This is a genomic window from Enterococcus rotai (genome assembly GCF_001465345.1).
GTDB lineage: Bacteria > Bacillota > Bacilli > Lactobacillales > Enterococcaceae > Enterococcus_L > Enterococcus_L rotai.
This window is the reverse complement of the sequence record NZ_CP013655.1, coordinates 1,550,521-1,574,186: the sequence shown is the minus strand read 5'-3', so window position 1 is coordinate 1,574,186 and position 23,666 is coordinate 1,550,521. Positions and strand designations below refer to the sequence as shown.

26 protein-coding genes and 1 pseudogene are annotated in these 23,666 nt (G+C 34.1%); 11 read left to right on the top strand and 16 right to left on the bottom strand.

What is annotated here, in order from left to right:
* Positions 1–79: 79 nt before the first annotated feature.
* From ATZ35_RS07290 to truA, 8 genes are all read right to left on the bottom strand, one after another.
* Entirely contained in the window at positions 80–805 is a 726-nt protein-coding gene (locus ATZ35_RS07290) for a WxL domain-containing protein (protein WP_208930164.1), read from the bottom strand.
* Between the two features lie 73 nt (positions 806–878).
* Positions 879–1,103, bottom strand: a complete 225-nt coding sequence (locus ATZ35_RS07285; RefSeq protein WP_208930163.1) for a hypothetical protein — start codon at positions 1,101–1,103, stop codon at positions 879–881.
* Between the two features lie 7 nt (positions 1,104–1,110).
* Positions 1,111–1,437 carry a hypothetical protein gene (locus ATZ35_RS07280; RefSeq protein WP_208930162.1) on the bottom strand — a complete coding sequence of 109 codons (327 nt, stop codon included), beginning with the start codon at positions 1,435–1,437 and terminating at the stop codon, positions 1,111–1,113.
* Positions 1,438–1,442: 5 nt separating this feature from the next.
* Complete coding sequence (locus ATZ35_RS07275; protein ID WP_208930161.1) at positions 1,443–2,507, bottom strand: WxLIP family cell surface protein; 1,065 nt, start codon at positions 2,505–2,507, stop codon at positions 1,443–1,445.
* 39 nt (positions 2,508–2,546) lie between these two features.
* Positions 2,547–3,179: a hypothetical protein gene (locus tag ATZ35_RS07270; RefSeq protein ID WP_208930160.1), complete on the bottom strand. Its 633-nt coding sequence runs from the start codon at positions 3,177–3,179 to the stop codon at positions 2,547–2,549.
* Between the two features lie 17 nt (positions 3,180–3,196).
* Positions 3,197–3,946 (bottom strand): winged helix-turn-helix domain-containing protein, encoded by a 750-nt coding sequence (locus ATZ35_RS07265; RefSeq protein WP_208930159.1) that lies wholly within the window; start codon positions 3,944–3,946, stop codon positions 3,197–3,199.
* Positions 3,947–4,331: 385 nt separating this feature from the next.
* Entirely contained in the window at positions 4,332–5,426 is a 1,095-nt protein-coding gene (locus tag ATZ35_RS07260; RefSeq protein ID WP_208930158.1) for a tyrosine-type recombinase/integrase, read from the bottom strand.
* 914 nt (positions 5,427–6,340) lie between these two features.
* A complete protein-coding gene (gene truA, locus ATZ35_RS07255) occupies positions 6,341–7,078 on the bottom strand; it encodes a tRNA pseudouridine(38-40) synthase TruA (protein WP_208930157.1) in 738 nt (245 codons plus the stop codon).
* A gap of 258 nt (positions 7,079–7,336) precedes the next feature.
* On the opposite strand from truA, the gene ATZ35_RS07250 reads away from it, so the two are divergent.
* From ATZ35_RS07250 to ATZ35_RS07240, 3 genes are all read left to right on the top strand, one after another.
* Positions 7,337–7,663: an ArsR/SmtB family transcription factor gene (locus tag ATZ35_RS07250; RefSeq protein WP_208930156.1), complete on the top strand. Its 327-nt coding sequence runs from the start codon at positions 7,337–7,339 to the stop codon at positions 7,661–7,663.
* On the top strand, positions 7,664–8,608 hold the full coding sequence (locus ATZ35_RS07245) for an ABC transporter ATP-binding protein (protein ID WP_208930155.1): 945 nt from the start codon (positions 7,664–7,666) through the stop codon (positions 8,606–8,608). It begins immediately after the preceding gene.
* 86 nt (positions 8,609–8,694) lie between these two features.
* Positions 8,695–9,465: an ABC transporter permease gene (locus tag ATZ35_RS07240; protein WP_086277080.1), complete on the top strand. Its 771-nt coding sequence runs from the start codon at positions 8,695–8,697 to the stop codon at positions 9,463–9,465.
* 445 nt (positions 9,466–9,910) lie between these two features.
* Here the strand turns inward: ATZ35_RS07240 and ATZ35_RS07235 are convergent, their stop codons facing one another.
* From ATZ35_RS07235 to rpe, 5 genes are all read right to left on the bottom strand, one after another.
* Positions 9,911–10,648, bottom strand: a complete 738-nt coding sequence (locus ATZ35_RS07235; protein ID WP_086277083.1) for a DeoR/GlpR family DNA-binding transcription regulator — start codon at positions 10,646–10,648, stop codon at positions 9,911–9,913.
* A gap of 122 nt (positions 10,649–10,770) precedes the next feature.
* A complete protein-coding gene (locus ATZ35_RS07230) occupies positions 10,771–12,144 on the bottom strand; it encodes a PTS transporter subunit EIIC (RefSeq protein WP_208930154.1) in 1,374 nt (457 codons plus the stop codon).
* A gap of 52 nt (positions 12,145–12,196) precedes the next feature.
* The gene (locus ATZ35_RS07225; protein ID WP_208930153.1) at positions 12,197–13,123 is read right to left on the bottom strand and encodes a sugar phosphate isomerase/epimerase family protein; all 927 of its coding nucleotides are present in this window, start codon (positions 13,121–13,123) and stop codon (positions 12,197–12,199) included.
* Positions 13,124–13,250: 127 nt separating this feature from the next.
* Positions 13,251–13,688, bottom strand: a complete 438-nt coding sequence (gene rpiB / locus ATZ35_RS07220) for a ribose 5-phosphate isomerase B (RefSeq protein ID WP_208930152.1) — start codon at positions 13,686–13,688, stop codon at positions 13,251–13,253.
* Between the two features lie 50 nt (positions 13,689–13,738).
* Complete coding sequence (gene rpe, locus ATZ35_RS07215) at positions 13,739–14,389, bottom strand: ribulose-phosphate 3-epimerase (protein WP_208930151.1); 651 nt, start codon at positions 14,387–14,389, stop codon at positions 13,739–13,741.
* Positions 14,390–14,600: 211 nt separating this feature from the next.
* On the opposite strand from rpe, the gene ATZ35_RS07210 reads away from it, so the two are divergent.
* Positions 14,601–15,608, top strand: a complete 1,008-nt coding sequence (locus ATZ35_RS07210) for a LacI family DNA-binding transcriptional regulator (RefSeq protein ID WP_208930150.1) — start codon at positions 14,601–14,603, stop codon at positions 15,606–15,608.
* Between the two features lie 94 nt (positions 15,609–15,702).
* On the opposite strand, the gene ATZ35_RS07205 is transcribed toward ATZ35_RS07210, so the two are convergent.
* Both ATZ35_RS07205 and ATZ35_RS16945 read right to left on the bottom strand, forming a co-directional pair.
* Complete coding sequence (locus tag ATZ35_RS07205; protein WP_208930149.1) at positions 15,703–16,083, bottom strand: hypothetical protein; 381 nt, start codon at positions 16,081–16,083, stop codon at positions 15,703–15,705.
* Between the two features lie 44 nt (positions 16,084–16,127).
* A pseudogene (locus tag ATZ35_RS16945) lies at positions 16,128–16,404 on the bottom strand (WxL protein peptidoglycan domain-containing protein).
* Between the two features lie 79 nt (positions 16,405–16,483).
* Here ATZ35_RS16945 and ATZ35_RS16940 point away from each other — a divergent pair.
* From ATZ35_RS16940 to ATZ35_RS07170, 6 genes are all read left to right on the top strand, one after another.
* The gene (locus ATZ35_RS16940) at positions 16,484–16,759 is read left to right on the top strand and encodes a winged helix-turn-helix domain-containing protein (RefSeq protein ID WP_354017270.1); all 276 of its coding nucleotides are present in this window, start codon (positions 16,484–16,486) and stop codon (positions 16,757–16,759) included.
* Between the two features lie 236 nt (positions 16,760–16,995).
* Positions 16,996–18,519 (top strand): helix-turn-helix domain-containing protein, encoded by a 1,524-nt coding sequence (locus ATZ35_RS07190; protein WP_208930147.1) that lies wholly within the window; start codon positions 16,996–16,998, stop codon positions 18,517–18,519.
* A 204-nt stretch (positions 18,520–18,723) separates the two neighbouring features.
* Positions 18,724–19,722, top strand: coding sequence for a DUF916 domain-containing protein (locus ATZ35_RS07185; RefSeq protein ID WP_208930146.1), 999 nt, complete (start codon positions 18,724–18,726; stop codon positions 19,720–19,722).
* A gap of 26 nt (positions 19,723–19,748) precedes the next feature.
* Complete coding sequence (locus ATZ35_RS07180; RefSeq protein WP_208930145.1) at positions 19,749–21,563, top strand: hypothetical protein; 1,815 nt, start codon at positions 19,749–19,751, stop codon at positions 21,561–21,563.
* Between the two features lie 29 nt (positions 21,564–21,592).
* Positions 21,593–21,898, top strand: coding sequence for a hypothetical protein (locus ATZ35_RS07175; RefSeq protein WP_208930144.1), 306 nt, complete (start codon positions 21,593–21,595; stop codon positions 21,896–21,898).
* 16 nt (positions 21,899–21,914) lie between these two features.
* Positions 21,915–22,484, top strand: a complete 570-nt coding sequence (locus tag ATZ35_RS07170; RefSeq protein ID WP_208930143.1) for a hypothetical protein — start codon at positions 21,915–21,917, stop codon at positions 22,482–22,484.
* Positions 22,485–22,554: 70 nt separating this feature from the next.
* On the opposite strand, the gene ATZ35_RS07165 is transcribed toward ATZ35_RS07170, so the two are convergent.
* Entirely contained in the window at positions 22,555–23,064 is a 510-nt protein-coding gene (locus ATZ35_RS07165; RefSeq protein ID WP_208930441.1) for a DinB family protein, read from the bottom strand.
* Positions 23,065–23,222: 158 nt separating this feature from the next.
* Between ATZ35_RS07165 and ATZ35_RS07160 the strand changes: the two genes are divergently transcribed.
* On the top strand, positions 23,223–23,666 hold the full coding sequence (locus ATZ35_RS07160; RefSeq protein WP_208930142.1) for a LytTR family DNA-binding domain-containing protein: 444 nt from the start codon (positions 23,223–23,225) through the stop codon (positions 23,664–23,666).

Sequence of the window (23,666 nt, the reverse complement as noted above, 5' to 3'; positions counted from 1 at the left end):
CATGAACAACTTATAACAATAACTCTCTACACAATCTATATTTATACTTTTTTTATTTTTTAATTAATTAGTGTGTGTTTTAGTTACCTACTAAATCATCTAAAGTCCATGTTACTGTACCAGTAAATGACTCGCCTGCTGCGTTATCTTTTTTAGCATCTGCTACAACTAATTTTGTATCTTTAATTAGCGTTGCAACCCCGCCTTTAGTACCATTGGCTTTTTCTTTACCCAAGATTGTTTTACTTGTAGTGTCACCAGCTACTAGTTCGATAGATTTGCTTGCGCCATCGCCTAATTTGATACCAGCATCTTCTAATTTACCTAATACACCTGAAGTATTAGGATCATTTACAATATAATCGTTTTTATCATTAAGTACAGTTGGATCATCAGTGATTCTATACGATTCAGCATCACCTAAATTAAATGTTAATTTAGATGCTAACGTTTTAGAACCGCTAACAGATGTTAATTCAGACATTTTAGCTGATAATTTCCAACCAGTTAATGCATCATCTGCTCTGTCATCATTTACAACTACGTATTGGTTACCTTCTACAATATTACTGAATGTCGCTGAGTTCCCCACAGCTTTTTGCTCCCCAAATTCGAAAGCTGCTGGTTTCCATACAAGAGATAAGTTATCCTTATAAGGTATGTTTTTACCTGGATCATTTGGTCCATCAGATTTAAAACTTACCCCTACATCAGTTTGATCATCAAAAGTTTTTGCATCTGCTGAAGTAGCAAATAACATCAATGCTGCTGATGACAATAAAGTAATCATTAGTGTTTTTTTCATTTTTATACCATCCTTAGTTTTGATCGTATAAATATAGATTGGTGACAGTTACTGTTATAAGTTGTTCATTTTATTATTGTAAAAGCTCAATTTGATCTCTTAATAGGACAAACAGATAGGCAATCAACCCTAAGCTAGTTAATGTAATAAATAGCAAAGCAAAGTTTAATCCTAAAATCTGTTTCTTTTTCCTTAATTTTTTAACTAGAAAAACATCTCTAGATAGCGTCATTAGAAAAAAGACTAATGATATAATTGCAACGCCACCTAATATAAACAGCCATAAATAATCGATCATCTATTTTTCACTCCCATGATAGTCTTAACATAATATTTTTCAAACTATAAACGCCAACAAAAATAATAATTATAGAACAGCCAAGGATTGTCCAAATCAGTGAAGTAATTAAGTCACCTGTAGAAGGTAACTTTCCACCCCTCTGTATTGGAACATCTACGATAGGCAATGTGGGGGCTTTAATAATAGGTATTTCTGGTTCTACATTTTCTCCTTTTAAAAAAGTAATACCCAGCTCTGTTTCGTCTGCTTTACTGGCCGCTTCCACCTTATCTCCGTATAATGCTCCAAATCCAACAATCAGAAAAAATAGTAGTACTACATATTTTTTCATCTACATTATCTCCTCTCTTTTTTCTTCTTTTTACGCTTTTTACGTCTGATTTTCCAGGTTGTTTCCATTTTCTTTCTTCTAATCAGAATAAAAAATACAATTACGACTAAAGCAACCATCAGCACAATTGTTCCAACTTTGATCCAAATTGGCGTAATGATGTTAAAACTACTTTCTTCGTTCATCTTTTTAGCCTGGTCACCAGTTATCGTAAAATCTTTTTCAAATTGCCAATCAGAATATCCATTGTTTGCATTCATTACTATCGTGTATGTTCCCGCTTTGACAGCACCTGTTCCCCAATCTATCTCAAATTCAAAATGACTATTAGGGGCTACTGAATAATTTGTTACGTTCTTTTTCTTTAAAATAGTTTGATTATCTTTTTCTTTTACTTCTGCTGTTATCTCTAAATCACCAAGAATCTTGGGTTCTGGATTTTGTAATGTCGCTAAAATCATTTTTTTCCCAAGTTTAAGTGTTGATTTCGCCTCTAGTAAATTTAGTGTTTTTGCGTCTCTATAATCATCTCCAGTTTCTGAGGTGATCAATCCTATTCTGTATGAAAATTTACTTGATACTTGCTCTTTACTTTCAGCATCATCGAGTTCAAAAACTAGGGCACCCATTTTTACACCTGTATAATTTTCATTTGGCGGCATTAGTTTGAAGGTTGCTTCTTTCTCCTCGTAATTTTCAACAGTTATGCTAGGCGTTTCAACTTCCACAATAGATGAAATTGGTTGAACTAATGTCGGATCTAGCACTTTCTCGTCCTCAGTATATTCAATCGTCCCGCCATCTCCTGTATAAGCATTTGTCGTATATACTTTGATTTTGATTGGCTCTTTTTGTGTACTTCTGACATTTACTTTCAATACCTGCTCTTGTCCTGGAACAGTTTGAATATAAAAATAACTTTTTTCTGGATCAATTTGTTTCCCGTTGTGTACTGCTGAAACCGAATAGCCTAAATTGGATGATTCTCCTTTAGCTAGTGCTTGGTCAGGATATGAACAAAGGAACAAACTCATAAACAAAACGAAATATATAAATTTATTTGTTTTCATCTAAATTTTGATTACTCCTTACTGTAAAAGTTTTGACTACTATTTATTTATCGTTTCTACATAGATATCTACATAATACTTACCGTCTGCAGCAACGTAAGTTTCTTCGTCTAACATGATTTTTTCTTCTTGCCATTTACTAAAAAATAACTCTATTGCGCTTTGGGCTTCTTCCTTTGTTTCAAAAGGACCCTTCACTTCAATAACGTCGCCTTCTTCAAAATCAAATTTTTCTCTAGCTGAACTTAATTTTGAAAAAATAAAGATGATATAAACTAAACTCGAAGCTAAAATTAGAATAGTCGCAAAGATGAAACCACAGATATTAATCAGTAAAAACAAACTACATAACAAATTCAGGTATAAAAACACTGAAAGAACTTTATGTTTTTGCTGCTCTTTTTTATTTATAAAGAATAGCAAGCAGTTAAAAAAGAGTGTACAAGTTATCAAAAGAAAGCTTAGAATAAAATAGATAAATACCTCATTCCAATTATTATTCAAAAAAGATAACATCTGAATAAATAGCGATAACCGCTTGTCTATATAAAAATAGGATTCTTGATAAAAAGAGTAAAATTTTAATAAATAGATTATCCATGCTCCAGCAATGATGCCTTCTATAAGATAGACATAGCCTAACTTCGATTCTTTATTGGCTATTTCGCCCATTATTGACTCCAACCCCTTTATTTTTTAGACGTTTTTTTAATATTCTCTAATTTGATCATATAGCCTTTTGAACGCACCGTTTTTATAAACTCTGATCCTACGTCATGTCGTTCCAGTTTTTTCCGCACGTGAAAAACAATATTGGCGACGCGATAGTTTTCTTCTTTATATGGGCTATTCCATAGGTTTTCATGTATTTCTTGGTAATTAAATGCTTTTCCTGGATAACTGTACAATAATTCGAGTAAGCGATATTCTAGCCTAGTCAATTCAACTTCGACTTCTTTCTCACCTATAAACACAATCAAACTGTGATTTGTAGGATCCATCTCAAGTTTTTCTCCGATTGTACTGATTTGATTGGCGTTCTTTTTTCCTCCAACCACAGCTCGTTGTGTTTTTCTCTGTTCATCTTGACGTGATAGAAAGTTCTTTAAATATAAGAGTAACTCTTCTGGAAAGCTTTCTTGATCAAAATTCCCATCTACTCCCAGTTGTAGATATACTTGTCGATTGATTAATGTTGATTTCCCAGATAAAACCCATATGTAAACATTCGTTTGTTGTTTGATTTGTAAGATAGTAGAACAAACACTACTAATTGCTCCTTCGTGTACTTCCTCGATCAATAACCCGTCATATGTATGAAGCTTTTCAAAATTTGGAACTTCTTTAAGGTGATCGAGTTGACAATTTATTTTTTCAAATGCTTTATACACGTCAGGTGAAGGCGTCATCGTGGATGCCAGTATACCTATACGATACATGTCAACTTCCTCCTAATTCATTTGATTTATTTTATGTTTCTATCGAAGTGTTATTAGCGTTTCTTTTGTAAAAATTCCATTTATCTATTAAAATGAAAAATAATCTTTCTGATTCAACCTTACCTGTTTCAGCTAAGAACAGGTAAGTAGCGCCGTTTTCTTGATAGAATCCTTTTCTCAAAACAAACGACGGCTCTGCTGACGGTGAATAGAAAAAAGGCAAAAAAAAAAGCCGCTTTTAGTTTCCCTTGCAAAGCTAAAAGGAAAATCTAGCAGATTAAATAACTTTAGTTATACAAAGTGTACAGTCCAACCCCCAGAGCAAAATTAACAGTCAATTTTAACTCAGGGGTTCTATCAAATTAACGATTTCTTTACTATTCTACTAAAATGCAGAAACTTGATCGATTGCTTCTCTTTCTTGTGCAAGGAGAGAATGTGTATAGACATCCAGTGTCATTTTTATAGAACGATGTCCTAATAAAGCACTAATCGTCGCGATATTCACTCCTGCTTCTAAACAACGCGTCGCAAACGTATGGCGTAAAGTGTGAAAGGTCACGTCTGACAATCCCGCCTCCTGGCTCATTTGCTTAAATTGGTAACGAACTACTCTAGGTTCAACACTTTTTTCAGTATTGCTTAAAATATAAGCCTCTTTTGAAGAATGTTTTTGTTTCCATAACAGATGATACAAGCGTTTAGATAAGGGGATCACACGAGTAGACGATCTTGTTTTAGGTAAGCCTTCTACTATCTGACTCTTTCCATTATTATCTGTTAACCGCTGTAACGTACGGTTAACATGAACTTCTCGTCTTTCCCAATCAATATCTGACCATTTTAGCCCACTAATTTCGCCTATTCTCATGCCTGTTTCTAATGCAATTAATACAGCTAATCCATTAGTAGACGAATTTGCGACTTGTTTTAGACGCTTTTGTTCGCCAGTAGTCAAGGCTTTAGAAACTCGTTTTCCCATTTTGGGTAAGCGAACGGTATCAACTGGATTTTTAGGAATCAGTTCATTTTCTTGTGCTGCACATAGGCAAGTATGAAAAACACGAAAAACAGCATGAACAGATGCATCAGAAAGCTTTTCTTCTAATTGATCACTTAAAGTTTGAACGTCTTCTTTTTTTAGCTCAGTTAATTTTATCTCTCCAAGCTGTGGAAATACGTGCACAGATAATTTACTTTTGTAACTTACATAAGTACTCAACTTAACTGTTGGTAATACAAATGTTTCCAACCAATAAGCAGCCCATTCTTGTACTGTTCCACTATAAGAATAGATGATCTGTTCTTGATAATAAGGAAGCTGAGATTTGATAAGAGTCAATTTTTGTTTGACATCATAATATTTTTTACCATAAACATACCCATAATGAATTGATCCATTTAGTTTTCTCCCTTTAATGTAACGACCTTCCCAACGGCCATCTTTTCGTTTATAGATATTTTCTCCTCTTCGTGACATCCATTTTCCCTACTTTCAGTTGACGGCGAATTTGACGGCGAATAGAATTGTTTGTTTTTTCCACCATATATTCTTTTAAAATTCAGCTTTTCTTTTGATTTTGGTTAGTTTTTATTTCAAATATAATAAATAGAAATAAGTTATTTAGTACATTAAAACAAGTTGAATAGGATAAAAAAACGTGTTGACATCTTGATAAACAACAGTTATCATGATTACAGAAAGTTATTTAAGTTTAATAAATCTACTATCCTACCTGTTCTTAGCTGAAACAGGTAGTTTTTTTATACATTATTACAGTTCTAAAAATAGTTCATTTTTTCACAATTCTGATGTTAGAAAATAATTTGACCAATAATTCACATGTTTTCCCCACATATTTTGATTCAATTCCCATGTAGATTTGACTCTACTTTTCCCGTTTTTTATCTAAACTATCTCAAACGAACTTTTTTTCATATCTCTATTATACGGTTTTTCCATCCAGTTATTATCCTATCAATTTACTTATAGATATAAAAAAAAGATGAAATAACAATTCTTATAATAATATATATTTTTTATTGTTCTTATTTTAATAAGTCTTTTTTTAGGACAGAAAAATAGAATAGTGCTTCGAAACCCTAATAAACAGAGACGTTCAAACTGAAACAACTAATTCAATAAATAGAATAAAAAAGTATAATTGACAATAGAACTGAAAAAAATAGCTCTTTTGATCCGAATTAAAAAAAATAAAAATGAGAGTATCTGGTCAGCACAAAAAGCCCAATCACTGTATTCGTTGATTGGGCTTTTACTATTGCGTCCTATATTTTATTTAAAAGAAAGGATAAACCTTTGTGCATAGAAAATAGTTTTATCTACGCATTTCTGTTTAAACTATCACTTTGTGATAGTTTAAGTAAATACACTCAATAATAAACTTCGTCTAAAAATAACCCTTGGGCAGGCACTGTGATTCCAGCCTCACTTCTGATTTTACTTTCAAATACCTCATCGATCACTTCTAACTTCAATGTTCCAGCACCTATTTCTAAAATTGTCCCCATAAGGATTCTGACCATTTTATGCAAGAAGCCATCTCCAATAAAGGTAAAATGAAGCAGCCTCCCTTCTTTTTGAATTGCTAGTTCTTTGATCGTTCGAGTCGTTGACTTTTTCGTCTTTTTAAGAGAAGAAAAGCCAATAAAATCATGCGTTCCAATCAGTTTCTGGCAAGCTTCGTTCATTAACTCAACATCAAGTTTTTCAGAATAGTGAAAACTATAGTTACGCTCAAAGGCTGACGGAATCAAATCGTTCCAGACATAATAGCTGTATTTTTTCCCTTTTGCATTATACCGAGCATGAAATCGATCAGGAACCTCTTCAACCTTTTTTACAACAATATCTTGTGGAAGATAGCGATTTAGAAATTCAATCATCTCTACTCGTTCCATTTTACTCTCTGTTTTGAAATTCGCAATTTGGTTTCTAGCATGAGTTCCAGCATCCGTTCGACCAGAACCGATGATTTCAATTTTTGAGCGTGTCATTTGAGTTAAGATATTTTCAATTTTCCCTTGAATCGTTTTATCTGAATCACCAAGTCTTTGCCAACCAAGATACCTAGTCCCATCATACTCGATCGTTAATCTGATATTTCTCATATTGTTTTGTTTACTCCTCTTAAAATACATTTTTTTCGTTGATTATACTCGTTTGCTTTTCTATTATAACAGTATTCCTATATATGATGAAGTGGAGTCAATTTAAATTCTAACGAATAGGACTTTATTGTAGCAAGGGAATCATTCCGATTTATCGCTCTTTTCCTACCTATTTCGTAGCACCAGCACTGCTTGACATTCTATTCATGTTCCTCTATATTGAACATAGACAGTTATCTATGTTCAGGAGGAATAGATATGGATTATGAAAAAATTTCATTGATACTCAAAGCGATGGCTGATCCAAAACGTATGAAAATAATTGATTTACTTTCTTACAGCAGCATGTGTGCTTGTGACGTATTAAAACATTTTGATTTTACGCAACCCACACTTTCTCATCACATGAAGGTCTTAGAAAGTGCCGGAATTGTGTCTGTCAGCAAACAAGGTCAGTGGCATCACTACACTTTAAAAGAAGACTTTGTCAAAGAATTTATGTGCTCGATGGTGCAATTGCTTTCTGATAGTGGAGAAGATTGTCTTTGCCAAAACAATAAAGAAACAAAAGGAGATCATGATTAAATGACGTATGCACTTGAAATAACGGATTTAAAAAAAGTCTATGGTAGTGGGGTTGAGGCTCTTAAAGGGATCGACTTAGTCGTAGAAGAAGGTGACTTTTACGCTCTTTTAGGACCAAATGGAGCAGGTAAATCAACAACAATCGGGATCATTACTTCCCTTGTCAACAAAACCTCCGGGAAAGTAAAGGTTTTTGGTTACGATTTGGACACTGATTTAGTTATGGCTAAACAACAGATTGGTCTGGTTCCACAAGAGTTTAACTTTAACCCATTTGAAACAGTCGAGCAAATTGTTGTCAATCAAGCTGGTTACTATGGTGTTTCAAAAAAAGAAGCCTTGAAACGCAGCGAGAAATATCTGAAACAGTCGGATCTCTGGGAAAAACGCAACGTCCGTGCCAGAATGCTTTCAGGCGGAATGAAGCGTAGATTGATGATTGCACGTGCTTTGATGCATGAGCCTCGTCTACTTATTTTAGATGAACCTACAGCCGGAGTTGATATTGAACTAAGACGGGAAATGTGGGATTTTCTAAGAGAGTTGAATGAAAACGGCACAACAATTATTCTGACAACTCATTATTTAGAAGAAGCTGAGATGCTTTGCCGAAATATTGGTATTATTCAATCAGGGCAGCTGATTGAAAATACGAGCATGAAAACATTACTGTCAAAACTACAGTTTGAGACATTTATCTTTGATTTAGCACCTTTCGACAAAGAACCCGAAATTATTGGTTATACGTCCAACTTCGAAGATAAACAAACACTTGAAGTGGAGATTGAACGTAATCAAGGCTTGAATGGTTTGTTTGAACAACTCACAAAACAAGGCATTCAAGTGCTTTCCATGCGCAATAAATCCAACCGATTAGAAGAACTGTTTCTAAAAATCACAGAAGAAAAACATCCAATGGATGCCAGTTCCACTTTCCAAGTATAAGCTAGTGGAATGGTATACGGCATAAGCATCAAGATTGATTTTTCTTTTAAAAAATCAATACTTTTATACGAATAAGGAGAATGAACATGTTTAAGTTATATTTCACCGCTTTAAGAAGCCTTGCAGTCAAAGAAACGAATCGTTATCTACGGATTTGGGTGCAAACCTTAGTACCACCAGTCATTACCACTTCACTCTATTTTGTTATTTTTGGAAATCTGATCGGCGGACGAATCGGACAGATGGAAGGATTTTCTTATATGGAATTTATTGTTCCAGGTCTGATCATGATGTCTGTTATCACCAGTTCTTATGCGAATGTTTCTTCTTCATTTTTCTCACAGAAGTTCCAGAAAAATATTGAAGAATTACTCGTTGCGCCAGTGCCAACCCACATTATTATTTGGGGATTTGTCTTTGGCGGCTTGGGCAGAAGTGTTCTAGTTGGGACACTTGTAACCATCATTTCGTTATTCTTCGTGCCACTTCATGTTTATTCTTGGTCGATTGTGATTATTACCCTTCTTATGACCGCTATTTTATTTTCATTAGCTGGTTTATTAAATGGGATATTTGCCCAATCTTTTGATGATGTCTCTATCGTTCCAACATTTGTTTTGCAACCATTAACCTATCTTGGTGGTGTCTTTTACGCAATCTCAATGTTACCACCGATTTGGCAAGCCATCTCTAAAGTCAATCCGATCGTCTATATGATTTCGGGCTTTAGATATGGTTTCCTCGGTACGATCGATGTCCCGATCATTTTGTCTCTAGTTATTTTGATTCTCTTTATCTCTGTGCTTTATGCAGTTTGTTGGTATTTGATTGATAGAGGCCGCGGGTTGAGAAGTTGATGATGATTTATATGAACATTTTTAAATTATATTCCTGAGTATGGGACGCTAGTTAGAAGAAATTTTCTAACTAGCGTCCCATACAATGTTTATTTTTTAGATCGCTTTTTATTAGCAACCCACCCGCCTACTATTGCTACAGTAGCACAGGAAAAAACGATTAATAAAGTTGACATTATTACACCTTCTTATAGAAATATCTATTACATTATCCTTACCTTACAACACAAAAACCTCAAAGTAAATACATCGAAAGTCCTACCGCTAATCGTGCTTAAATGATTATAATGAGGAAACTGGTTTCAATATCAGAGCCTGTTTCGTTCTAGCATTTCAATTTGCGTAGGAAAAATGTGAAAAAATAAGTATCTGGGATATAACTCGGCGAGTTATATCCTAGATACTTATTTTCTTTTAGAAAACGCACACTTTATTGTGCCTCCCCTTATTTCGCAATAATCTTCATTGCTTTACTCAACTCTGAATCCTCTTTATCCGAAATCAAAATAACTTCATTCAAATCAAAGGATTTCACTGCAGATGATTTATGAAACTTAGAACTATCACATAACAAAAATGACTTTTTCGCATGATCGATGACGGTCTTTTTTTTGATTGCTTCAACTAAATTTGGCGTCGTTACACCAAATTTTAAATCAATCCCGTTTGCGCCTAGAAACGCTTTATCAAAGACATATTTTTGAATGTTTGCTTCAGCTAACGGACCACTTAATGATGAAATTTTAGGATCGTAAGTTCCACCTAAAACTGTGATCTCTGCTTCAAATTCTCCCGTCAATCGAAAAACATCCGTATTTGTAGTAATGATCTTGATTTTCTTTTTAAGTAATTCTCTTAATAATGTCGTACATGTGGAACCAGAATCTAGATAAATCGTTTCTCCAGTGACAACCTCACGAGCAGCCAATTCAGCAATATAAAGTTTTTCTTTTGTTTGTAAACTAGATTTGGTTGACATAGGTAGCTCCGAAACACTTGAACAAATCTTGACAGCGCCTCCTGACAAAGTTTGGACCTTATTTAACCCTTCAAGCTCTTTTAAATCACGTCGAAGAGTAGACATAGATACTTCCGGAATTAAGGTTTGTAGTTCTTCGATTTTGATCAGCTCTCTATTTTCTAGTATTTCTATAATTTTCTCTTGTCGTACATAGGGAATCATAAGAAACTCCTTTCATTTTTTCATTACGAACTAGTTCAAGAAGGATATACATTCTTAAAATACCATAAATATGGATAAATAGTAACGAAATAAACGAATTTGAAAGAAGTTCTTTGACGTTTTTAAGATAACATTTCTTCCCTTTCCATAAACATATAAGCTAAAATAGCTGATACTGCTAACGAGATCCCTAATCCAATCATCGCTTGAATAAAATTTGATGCATTATCGGTCACAAAAGCAGGGAACGTTGTCACACTACCAAATACAAAGGCGTTTGTTACTACTTTGGTTAAGCCTAAATAAGCCCCGCCTACAGCCCCACCAATGATTTGCGCTAAAAACAACTTTTTATTTTTTACTAATAAACCGAATAAAGTAGGCTCAATAATCGCTGAAAGAGCAACTGTGACTAAACCAGTGACAGCAAAACTACGGAGCTTATTATTTCTTGCTTTAAAATAGACACCGATCGTCGTCCCAATTACCGCAAAGTTACAGGCAAACGTGAATGGGACAATATAATCAAAACCATAAGTTGAAACATTGTTGATCATGATTGGATTAACGGCCCAGTGAATCCCTAAACTTACAAGAACACTCCAACCACCGCCAATCAAGATACCAGTTAAAATACTGCTGCGTTCAATCAGCCAATTAACAACTTGTGCAACAGCTTCACCACTATAAACACCAATCGGACCAATGACAATCACCGTCAAAGGGATCATAACTGCTAGAGAAATTAATGGAATAATAACTAATTTTAGTGTTTCTGGAACTTTTTTATCTAAAAACTTATACAGATAAGAAAACGCCCAAATTGAGAGAATAATGGGAACAACTGTAGAATTATAATTCATTAAAACAACAGGGATTTTTAAAAAGCTTGTTGTAGCACCATTTCCAGTATCTCCCATCAATGCAATAAATTCTGGATTTAGTAATGCTGCACCTATCAATGCAGATAAATAAGGACTAGCGCCAAACCTTCTAGCTGAAGTAAACGCTAACAATACTGGTAAAAAATAAAAGACACTCATTGACGCAACATTTAAAATACTATACGTTCCACTAGCTTCGGATAAAATACCCGTTTGCACAGCTAAGATTAACAAGCCTCGTAGAATACCAGAACCCGCTAAAGCAGGTAATAATGGAGCAAAAATGGCTGAGATAGCTGAAAAAATAGTACTAATAATGTTACCAGAAATTCCACCATTATTATTTACTTGAACGCTGCCATCATCGCCTGTAACTAACGCTTCAAATTCATCGTATAACTTCGGTACTTCAGTTCCAATCAAAATTTGATATTGTCCAGCTTTGTTGACAATATTGACAACACCATCAATCTCTTTGATTGCCTCATCGTTTGCCTTAGAAGGATCTTTCAATGTTAATCTCAATCGTGTAGCACAATGTGTCATATTCGCTAAATTATCTGCGCCGCCAACATTTTCTAAAATTTCTTTTGCTGCTAATTTGAAATCCATCTTTATTCACTCCCCTGATTCTTTTTATTGTTAGAATTTAGTATTAGAAATCTTAAATTAAGATTTCTAATACTAAATCACTTACTTTCAATCCACTATTTTTCTTGATTAGCTCGGCGATATAGTCCATCCCTAATCTATCTATGATCGAATCGATTTTTTTGATCATCTTGATGTTTCTTTCACATTCAGCTACTGGCTCTTCAATCACTGGGAATGTATCAAAATAAAACGCATGATCGTAGTTATGCAGTTTCGTATAATAGATAAATTCGATCGTTTTGATCAGTGTACTTGTCCCGATCATCAAACCATCATCATTCAATCCATAGCCATCATTTAGATGAACCCCAAACAATTTTTCTCGACTACCTAAAATGCTTGCTCCATATGCAGGATTTTCATGTTTCATCAGCATATGACAATAATCTAACGTAATGCCCAAATTCTCACGACCGACCTCATGAATCATTGATAACGCTACTCCAAAACTATCTAAAAAGGCATACGCTCTTGGTTGGAACGGCTTATATTCAATACTGATCTTAAGGTCTGGTGCGTAATCAGTGATTTCGATCAGACAGTCTTTAATTTGATTCCAAACTTTTTCATAATCGATCTGAAATGAGTAATCAAACCCATCAAAGCCTAACCAAATAGTCACAACTTCGCCCCCGACTTCACGGCAGTAATCACAGGCTTCTTTACATAACTGTATTGCTTTCATTGAAATCCTTTGATCAGCATTCCCAAGTTCCCCGTTGATAAATTCATCTCGAAACCGTAAAGCAACCCCATTAGCCTGTAACTTATTGGCTTGTAAAATCCCTTTCATTTTTTTAGCAGAAATCGTTTCTACATGTTCTGGATAATTAAAATCAACATGTGTTAATCCTAAGCGATTAAATTCTTGCAAGACTTCTTCTACATCATTATTGAATTTTGGTAAAAATGAATTGATTCTTGTCGCTAACTTCATTTTTATTCCTCCTTTTCTCTTCTACACCCCCATAATAGCACCTCTTATTTCCATTTTCAACCATTATTTTTCATTTTATTTCAAAATCAATCACATTTATTCATAGATAAAGAGAGTAAACTCTTGTTTAATCCTCTAGCTGCCGAATCATCTCTACTCGTTTGGCATGCCTGCCCCCTTCAAAAGAAGCATCTAACCATTCTTTTACAATCATTTTCGCTAGTTCGCTTCCAATCACTCGAGAACCAAACGCAAGGATATTTGTGTTGTTATGCTCTTTAGATAGCCGTGCTGAATAAGGTTCGCTACAAACAACTGCACGAATTCCTTTTACTTTGTTGGCAGAAATCGAAATCCCAACACCCGTTCCACAAATCAAAATCCCACCATCAACGTTTCCAGAAGCAACTTCTTCTGCTACTTTTTTACCATATTGAGGATAATCCGTTCGTTCTGACGAATATGCGCCAAAGTCTTCAACGTCATGTCCTAATTCTTTTAGATAATCGATAATAATCGGCTTTAGTTCAAAGCCAACATGATCACTGCCAATTGCCAATTTCATAAACTGATTCCTCCTGTTAGTGAGAGCTAAACTATTTTGTGTACTCCATTCTAGTATTTTCTTAATTCTGTCAGTATTTCTTGATAAGTTCCCGCTTTCCCAAATAATGCCGATGTTCCTAATACAAAACCTGTCACACCATTTTTACTTAATTGCGCCACTTTTTCTGGTGAAATTGCCCCATCAACCATTACTTTAAAATGATGTATTTTTGATAAGCCCACGAGTTTTTCTATTTTAGAATCTGTATACGCTAAATATTGCTGCCCTGCAAATCCAGGATTTACAGTCATCACCATCACATAATCCACTAAAAATAGTAAATCCAGGATCGTTTCAACTGAGGTTCCTGGATTAATTGCAATACCTGCTTTTTTCCCTTTCTGCTGGATCATAGCCAATGTTCTGGCAGCCTGTTGGTCAGCCTCAGGATGAATATAAATAATATCCGCCCCAAGGTCTGCAAACTTCTCTACGTACTTACTTGGTTCTTGAATCATTAAATGAACATCCAACGGTTTATCCGTAACAGAACGAACGAGTTCAAAATCTTGCAAACCCATTCCAAAATTGGGAACAAAACGACCATCCATAATATCCATATGAAAAATATCGACCCCCGCTTGATCAAGTTCTTGCGTATCTTTTTTTAAATTAGAAAAGTCTGCACACATCATTGAGGGACATAATAATTTGTCCATTGTATTTCCTCCTCTCTTGAGATAACGATTACCCAACCCTTAAAAAAACATTTGAGTAATCGTTTACCTTTATTTATGGACAATATATCACCAATATTTCAACCTGTCAATCAAAATTTGCCTTGAATGTTTGTATTCAGCTAGAATTTATGAGAAAATAGCATTAAATATAAAAGAAAAAAGAGAACGATTACTCAAAAGGATGCTATCTATGAAAAACTATTCGATCAAAGATATTGCTGAGATTGCCGGAGTTTCTGTTGCGACTGTTTCTAGGGTCATTAATGATAACGGCCGCTTTTCAGCTGAAACTAGAAAAAAAGTGCTCAAGGTTATTGAAGAGACCGGCTATAAAATGAACTATAGCGCGAAAAATTTACGCATGAATAAATCATTTACGATTGGAATTTTAGTACCGGATATCAGTAATTATTTCTTTTCTGATGTTGTTCAACAATTGGAAGAAATTTTATTTGCTAAAGGCTACTCCACCATTATTTGTAATACGTCTAGGGGTTTGGAAAAGGAGCTTGCTTATTTACGTATTTTAGAAGGAAAAGGTGTGGATGGATTGATCGTTATTTCAGGAGCTGAGGCGTTTGAATTTACTTCGTCTAGTGCGGAAAAGAAAATTCCTTATATATGTATTGATCGAGAGCCTAAAAAGAAAGAAGATACTGTTTTTATCTCATCTAACCATTATCAAGGTGCCTTTGAAAGTGCTGAAGAGTTGATTCAAACAGGCTGCCAGCATCCTGTCATTGCGATGCATAATCAAAAATCAACCAGTGCAAAAGAACGATTGAAGGGATTTAAGGACGCATTAAAGAAAAATAGTATTACGTTCAATGCTAAACACCATTTGCTTTCCATCGATATTGAAAGTAGTGATTTTGAACAAGATCTTCTTACTTTTCTCAAGAAAAATCCAAGTACTGATGGAATTTTTTCCATCAATGATCTGATTGCTTTAGAGTTAATGCTCCGCTTAAAGAAACATCATATCCCAGTACCACAAAAAATAAAATTGATTGGTTTTGACGATACGGATACTGGTAAATATACATCGCCCACGCTTTCATCCGTAAAACAAAATACAGAGTTGATTGCGAATCATGCAGTGGAATCATTGTTAGAATTGATTAATAAAAAAGGGGCTCTAGGCAGACAAATTGTGGTTCCTGTTTCGTTGGTTTTGAGGGAATCTAGTAATGTTTAACAAAAAAGTTGAAGCCCGAAAATCTTGACGTGATTTTCGGGCTTCAACTCTAACGATCGTACTGGAGTAAAGCTCTGGAGATATATTTTAATGATTAAGGTGCATCAACTAAACTCATTTCAATGCTTCCTTTGTAATTTCCTTTTTTAACGTCTGGTGGCGTTTTGATAAAGATTCCATTGTCGCCAGTTCCCCATTTTATCGGAAATAGAACATTACTGGACGTTGCTTTCCCTGTGCTTAGCTTAACGGTTGCACCTTTTGTAAAAGGAGTCTCATTTCCATCCTCGTCTCGGTAAATGATTCCATCTGTTAATGTAGTATTTGTAGCACTATCTTTTAATTCTGTGATAAGTGAACCAACTAATTTCCAACTAGTGTTACTTCCACGATAGTCTTCTACACTGAAGTCAACACTCTTATTCAGCTTAGCGTATGAACCTTTTGAACTTATTTTAGCGGCATCAAAATCCAAGGTTGCTGGAGGTAACTCCTCAAAGGCTAGATAGCCACGAATATCTAAGGTAAATTGGGCAATTTCATAGTGAAAATGACATCTGTAATCGGCACTTTTAAGGATGCATTTTTTTCAACTTTTTCCTGATTGTAATCAATCATGCCATTTTGGTTGGTTACTGCGATATTAGGTATGATAATAATCGTTATTTTTTTTCGAACTGTTACTGACAGTCATTGACACATCCTGTTTTTGCCCAGGGGTCCTTTTTAAATCAAAATAGGTTTTACTTTTATCTATTTGATTCTCTGGAATATTTGCTTTGATAGAATAGGCCATCGTATCAGCATACGCTGATTGATTTAACAACCTATTACTAACACTACTAGAGCCGTTAACCTGTACTTCATATTAATTTATGCCTCCATTACTTTACTCAAAGGAGACTACATGTTTAATTGATGTTGATCCTCACAATAGTAGGTTACAATTATTTCCTGAAAGTCTTAGTGTATGCTTAGACAACCAACAAAATATCCAACTCATGCCTTTAGAGTTTGCAACATTAGCTATTCTAAAAAAGAATGCTGATACCGTATTGACCTATGATGAACTTTTTCAAGCTATATGGACTGATGGAGAAAAAAACAAGCAATATCGGTTAAACAATTTAATCTTCCATTTAAGAAAGTAAATTGAAAAAAATACTAAAAATCCAGTTATTATCAAAACAATTCGTTCTAGAGGGTATATGCTGACGATTTAAAATAGAAACGCTAGGATAATTGAGACTATTGTGGTCAAAATTATCCTAGCTTTTATTTGGACTATTTTCTTTGTATATTTATTTTTTTACATTAGACTTTTTAATCGTCCTGTCTTATGATGATTATATTGATTTATTCTTACTAAATAGGGAGTGTATTGTGAATGAAAGCATTACTAAATAAAGAATTTATTTTTCGTTTAGAAGTACTAAACAATCTTTCTAGAGAACATAAAAATACAACATCCATCTCCGATTATGCTGGTAAACTTTCAAAAGACAGAAGAACGATACTTAAAACAATAGAAGCGTTAAAAAATGATATTCTCGATTTAGACTGTGAAAAGTACATTACGATTATTTCAAATGACGAAAGTTCTGTTTTTGTTGATATTGCACCAGATTTTGATACAAATTATTTTCTTCTTTATTATTTGGAGCAGTCCGTGCTATTCAATCTTTGTCTTGAACTATTCAATGGGACATTCGTTGATTTGCAAAGTTTTGCTACAAAACATTATTATAGTTACTCTACTGTTTACAGAAAAATGAAAGACCTAAACCAACTATTAGAACAATATGATTTGTCTTTGGACTTAACTACATCAACTTATATTGTAGGAAGAGAACAGAATATACGTTTCTTCTTTTTCACTTTATTCTGGGAATCTTACAAAGTTTTAAAATGGCCTTTTCCATCTGTTGATCATACTAATCTAAAAAAAGCGTTGGAAGAAAATACTGAAGCTGAAGAACTACAACCCTTTTTAATAAAACCAAATATGGTGTTCATTTGGCTCGCGATCACGATTATTCGTATATCAAATGGTCATGTTCTTACCGAAGAGTACGAATATACTGAGTCTGTTTTCCCAATGTTATCAAAAGAAACATTCTCTGGTTTTTTTTCCAGTTTTAGTAAACATTATCCTAATCTAGAAACTTTAAACCAAACAGGTTGGAATTATGAAGCTAATTTCTTATATTTTACACTCTTAACAAGTCAAGTATATCCGTTAAACCAAATAGCATCATTGCAATTAACAAATTTTGTTGGGGTTAAAATGAATACCTCAAACCTGATTACAGAGCATTGGATCAAACAATTTATGGCTGAATTTGATTGTTCATTAGATGTGAATAACTATTTTTATCTTTACTATAACTTGCTTTCACTACATAGCAGATATCTCTACCTACCAGGTCCCGTTGAAATCATCAACATTTTCAATGATACTTCTTATGCAAATATGGACTTGTTTATTGATTATGAGCTTGTTTTTACTTTTTTAGATAGTCTCTTTTCTAACCCTATTTTTGCTTCTTTACAATCACAAAAACAATCCTTGATCAGCTTTTATTTATTATTAATTTCCGAACTAATGAATGGTAAACGACCTGTACTGAATATTGCTATTTTTTCCCATTCAAGCGTATTTCAAAAAGATTTTTTTGAAACTATGTTAATCAAAAGCCTTTCGTTCCCTGTCAATTTCGTTTCATATGCTTCTAGAGAAATAGATTTTTTAATTACAGATGTTAGTTTATCTAAATTACTACAAAAAGAAGTTCCTACTTTTGTCTGGAACTCAAATATTCAACAAGAAAAACTCTCTCGACTAGTTTCTTATTTAAATATAGTCTATACAGAAAAATACAAAGTCAAAACTTTCTCCTCAAAAAAATAACCATTAAATGAATACTGTGTCCTTTTTTAGTAAATAGGATACAGTATTCATTTTTTATTCCTCAATTCAAATGATGTAAAAAATAACGCCATTTATTGAAAAATGAAAATACTTTTTTTTCCGAAAAATTATTGTATGATAGGCTTCCAGATCACAAAATAACTATTTTGTTTATGGTAATCAAAAAATGACCGGAGGAATTGCATGCAGTTAATAAAACATCGCTACTCTTTCATATTAGTCTTTTTACTCATTTTCTTTCTTCATGCTCCTATTATATCGATGGCTCAAACCAATCAAGAGAATTTCAGCGTCACCCCTAGTTATCCTACTCAACAAGATAAAGATGTTTCTGGCTATTATGACCTTACAGTAAAAAAAGAGGAAGCAATCGAGCTGCGTTTTTCTTTAAGAAATCCATCTGATAAAGAGATCATTATCACGAATACAATCAGCCCAGCCACAACCAATAAAAATGGTCAAATTATTTATGGACCTATACAAACTAAAACTGAATCCTCTGCCAAATATAATTTAGCCAAACTGATTGAAGGACCTAAAGAGACAATCGTTCCAGCAAATGCAACAACTGATTTAGTTATTCATTTAAAAGCACCTAATGCTGACTTTAAGGGAATTATTTTAGGTGGAATTGAATTCGAGCAAAAAAACGAGAAGTCTGATACACAAACCATTCAAAATATTGTGGCATACGATATCCCGATATTATTACGCCAAAGTAAACAAGAAGTACCGCTTTCGTTTACATTTGACAAGCTAGATCAAAGTAAATTAGAAGATAAACAATTATTAACACAAAAAATCCACAATCCAATCCCTACAATTGCTAAAAAAGGAACCATAACGACTGAAATTCGTAAAGAAAATTTGGACGAAGTATTGTACGAAGAAACGAATGAGGATGTAAATTTTGCACCTGATTCTGTCATGGATTTTGCTATTTCGTTGACTGATCACCCTCTACCTGTAGGATGTTATACAGCTAAAACAATCGTTCAATTTGGTGATAGAAAGTGGGAAACAACAGATCTTTTCCGCATTGATCATTCTTTTGAACGAACAAATGCTACCTCTACTATTATAAACACGAAAAGCAACCATTATATATACCCATTAATCATCGCTATCCTGATTATAGTTATAGTTGCTTTATTGTATAAAAGTCGAACAAACAAGAAATAATTCACTACTGTTTGCCTAAGAAGGAGGTGTTCATTGCGAAAAAAAGAATTCTATTTACTTTGATATTTGGTCTTTTGACTATTTCTTTTCCATCTGCCAACGAAGTTTCCGCATCACCAACTCATAAGACTGATATTCAAAATTCAAGTATTGAAGAGCCATCGGATACTTTAAGCAATTCCACAACAACAATTGAAACTCAAGAATCGATGACTAAAGAGCAAACTAATCCAAGTGACATTCGTTATTCAACAAATGATTCTGTTGATCCAGGCTTGCTCCGTTCTGATATAACAAAACAAGCAAATGAAAAACTCCAAGAATTAAAAAATCAATTAGAACAAGCTAAAGGTATCGGTATCTATGTTGAAGATTCGTTGACAATTTCACTAGATGGGCAAGTTCATTTAGACTATACTCTTCCTGATCAAAACATCGTTACTTATGATGGGATTCTTTCTTTTGAAAAACCAAGCTATCAGAACTTTCCAAGTACAAAAACTGAACTCGCGCAACAATCGCTAACGATTACTCGTGAACGAGAAAGTTTAGATAAAAAATTATATGAAACAATCTCTACAAGGTGGCATTTTTTAGGAGAAAAATCGATTAACGGTGAGGAGCCTACTGAGATTTCAATCGATCAAGTGGATAATACTTGGGAATACCCACTATCCATTCCATTGATTTTAACAGTAGATGTCCCCCCATTAATCGTCGATGCACCTCGGGGAACTAGCAAAGAAAATCCTATTTTAGTAGAAAAAGGCAGTACGATTAGTGATGATCCTAAAGATTATTTCCGTGTAGTATCGAGTGGATACGAAGCAACAATTGAATGGCATGTCCGCCCAGATTTTACTAAGGAAAACGAATTTACTGCTGAACTTGGTATAAGAGACAAATTTGATCAATACTGGACTGTAAATGGTCAAAGCTCCGTTCCTATTTACTTTAAAGTTGTTGATAAGGTCTCAGGATACTTAACTTCTTTGACGCCTGAAATCTCTTACAGTGATATTCAGTTGGATAATGGGACAAAAGGAATCCGTGTATCTAATAAACTTGATGCTGATGCAAATACCCAATTCTACTCCGTTCCTGCTCAATTAAATTATTTGCGATTTTCTTTTCCAGGTGAATTTTCACTACTAACTGAGTCAGTTACCTTAGAAGCTATCGTAAAAAGTACAAATCAGGTAATCCAAATTGGACAGGAAGAATACTCTATTGCGGTAGCTGGAAATTCCTTTTCCTTAACGAATCTATCTAAAAAAATTGAAATGTTTTATGCTCAAGAAGAAATTATTATTCATTATGACTTAAAAAAGATGACTAAACTAACTAGAGAAGCATATTGTGCATTTGAAACAAATTATAGTCCACAAAATAGTGAAACGAATACGGCTAAAACTCTAGTTAAAATCCAAGAACCAGATGGACTATTAACATTGACTGTTCCTGAATATTTAGATTTTGGATTGATAGAAATTGGACAAGAAGCTCAAGCAACTTTACCAACTATCGCTCCAAAAAGTCTCAACATTACAGATAATAGAGCACAAAAATCATCATTAAAATTACTCATTGATCTATCCTCACCTTTAAAAAATATAAATGGTGATACCCCATTAGCAGGTGGTCTTTTTCTCGAAGATATAGAGCCTAATTCATTTAACCAGTATGTTTTCTATGAAGGGAAAACAACTGAACATGAAGACAATTTTTTTGATTTAACGGATCAGTTAATTGAGCAATTACAGTTGAAAGTACCAGATAATGAACAATCTGGTAAATATGAAGGAACGATTAAATGGACATTGTTGTCGGGAGAACCTTGACAAAATGTTGGTTACTGAGGAGAATCCTTATGAAAAAAAGACTATTTATTTCCGTAACACTTCTATTTTCTGTGCTAACAGCCCAGCTTTGCTATGCAGAAGAGAACAGTCAGGTCAGTCGAATTACCGTTGATTTAACTGATACACAGCTCGATGATTTTGAAGTGCATGGGATAGCTCCTTCCTTTTATCATGTTGATAAAAAACAATCTTACTTACCTAAAGCTGGTGAGGAAAAAGAGTTCTTGATTTCCTTAATTGGTTTACTATTCTGTTTATTAACGATACTAGTCAAGATAAAAAAATTGTATCGTTTAAATAAAAATTTTAATTGAAACGGAGAAATGATTTATGAACAACACAAAAATGAATGCTAGTATCGTTTTAACAATTTTTAGCGGACTATTCTTATTCCCTCTAACCATGCAAGCAGCTGAAGATACTAATGCAAATACCAAGGTAAATGCTGAATTAACCGGCGGTACCTTATCACTTGGCGATTTGTCAACTGGCGCTGCTGATATGAGTTTTACAGGTACTATTGATGGTTCAAGTAAAACATTAGCTGATCTAAATAAAAATACCTCTAACGTAACTGTAAAGGATTTTCGTGGTCTGAGCGATGGTTCTTGGGAACTTAGCGTCCAAGAGGAGATTCCAGCAGATAAACAAAATAATTCATACGGTCTTGAAAATAATCATATAAAGTTAATGGTTACTCTCCAAGGAGATAAAACTACACCTGCAGGTACTAAAACCATTACTAACTCTGCAATCAGAGTAACTTCAGCTGAAAATGATGCTGCGCGTGGTTCCCATTCACTTCTATTAAATGGCGAGTTAGGTATTAATGAAAAAACCAAAGCGCTTAAAGGAGAATTAACAACTTTGAAATGGACATTAATTGGTGAGCAACCTTAATTAAAAACTCTTCCCAAACAAAAAGGCGCATCCATTTAGGAGTGCGCTTTTTAAATTTATTTAATCGTTCTTATTTCCCAATAACCAATCTTCTTGTATAAACAGCTTGCCCTGAATGCATCACTGCATCATCAATGGCCGAAACGATTCGAGCTTGGCGGGTTACAACTGGTGTCCAGTTTCTATCTACAACATCACTAAGACTTTTTTCTTCAAGTGTTGCTAAATACGTATTCGTAAGATCTACGCTCGCTTTTAAATACTCAAATAGTAATGCTTTCTCCGTTACTTTGACTTTCGCAGCTTCTTCTGGTGTATGGCACCAATCTTTTGTATCATCCGATAAATCCAACGCAAATTTCGTACTCCAGCCTGCTGATAACCATAACGGTTTGGTCTGATTAAGTTCAGAAATCTGATAGTCCAGTTCTCTTGCCGTATGCCAGATCAACCAGGTAACTGATTTAATCAAGGCTGCCGGCATCGTATTAGCTTCATCCACACTCATTTGATCCAAGGTCTCTTCAAAGCGCTCTTGCGCTCTCTTTAACGTATCACTAGATAATTGTGTAACATTCATCATTACTCCTCCTTTTGGATATAAAGTACGTATATCTCTTTCTACCAGTAAGTTTACTCTAACGCTTCCAAGACAGCAACTAATCAAATCATGCTCTAAAGCAGATTGCCTTTATGCTATAATAATGGCAATAAGTTTACGTTAGAAAGGAAACGAGTGTGAAAACTACTATTGAAATTATTGATCCAAACACTGAAGAACAAGCCACATTTAAGCTTCATCAACTATCACCAACCATTGAAAAAGTAATCAGCATCCTCAATGAAGAAGAGCATTTTTTAATTGGCGAGGCAGAAAATGCGCTCTACAAAATTTTGTTTTCTGATATTTTATATATTGAAGTTGTCGATAAAAGAAGCTTTATTTATACTGAAAAACAAGTGTATCAAAGTAATGACAAGCTTTACCAACTCGAAGAAAAATTAATGCATTTTGATTTTATCCGTATCTCAAAATCGATGTTGCTTAATATCGAAGCAATCCAAGCAATTGCCCCCTTACTTAGCGGTCGATTTGAAGCTCGTTTGATCAATGAGGAAAAAGTTGCGATCTCGAGAAAATATGTTCCAGAATTAAAAAAAGGCCTAGGAATGGAGCGATAA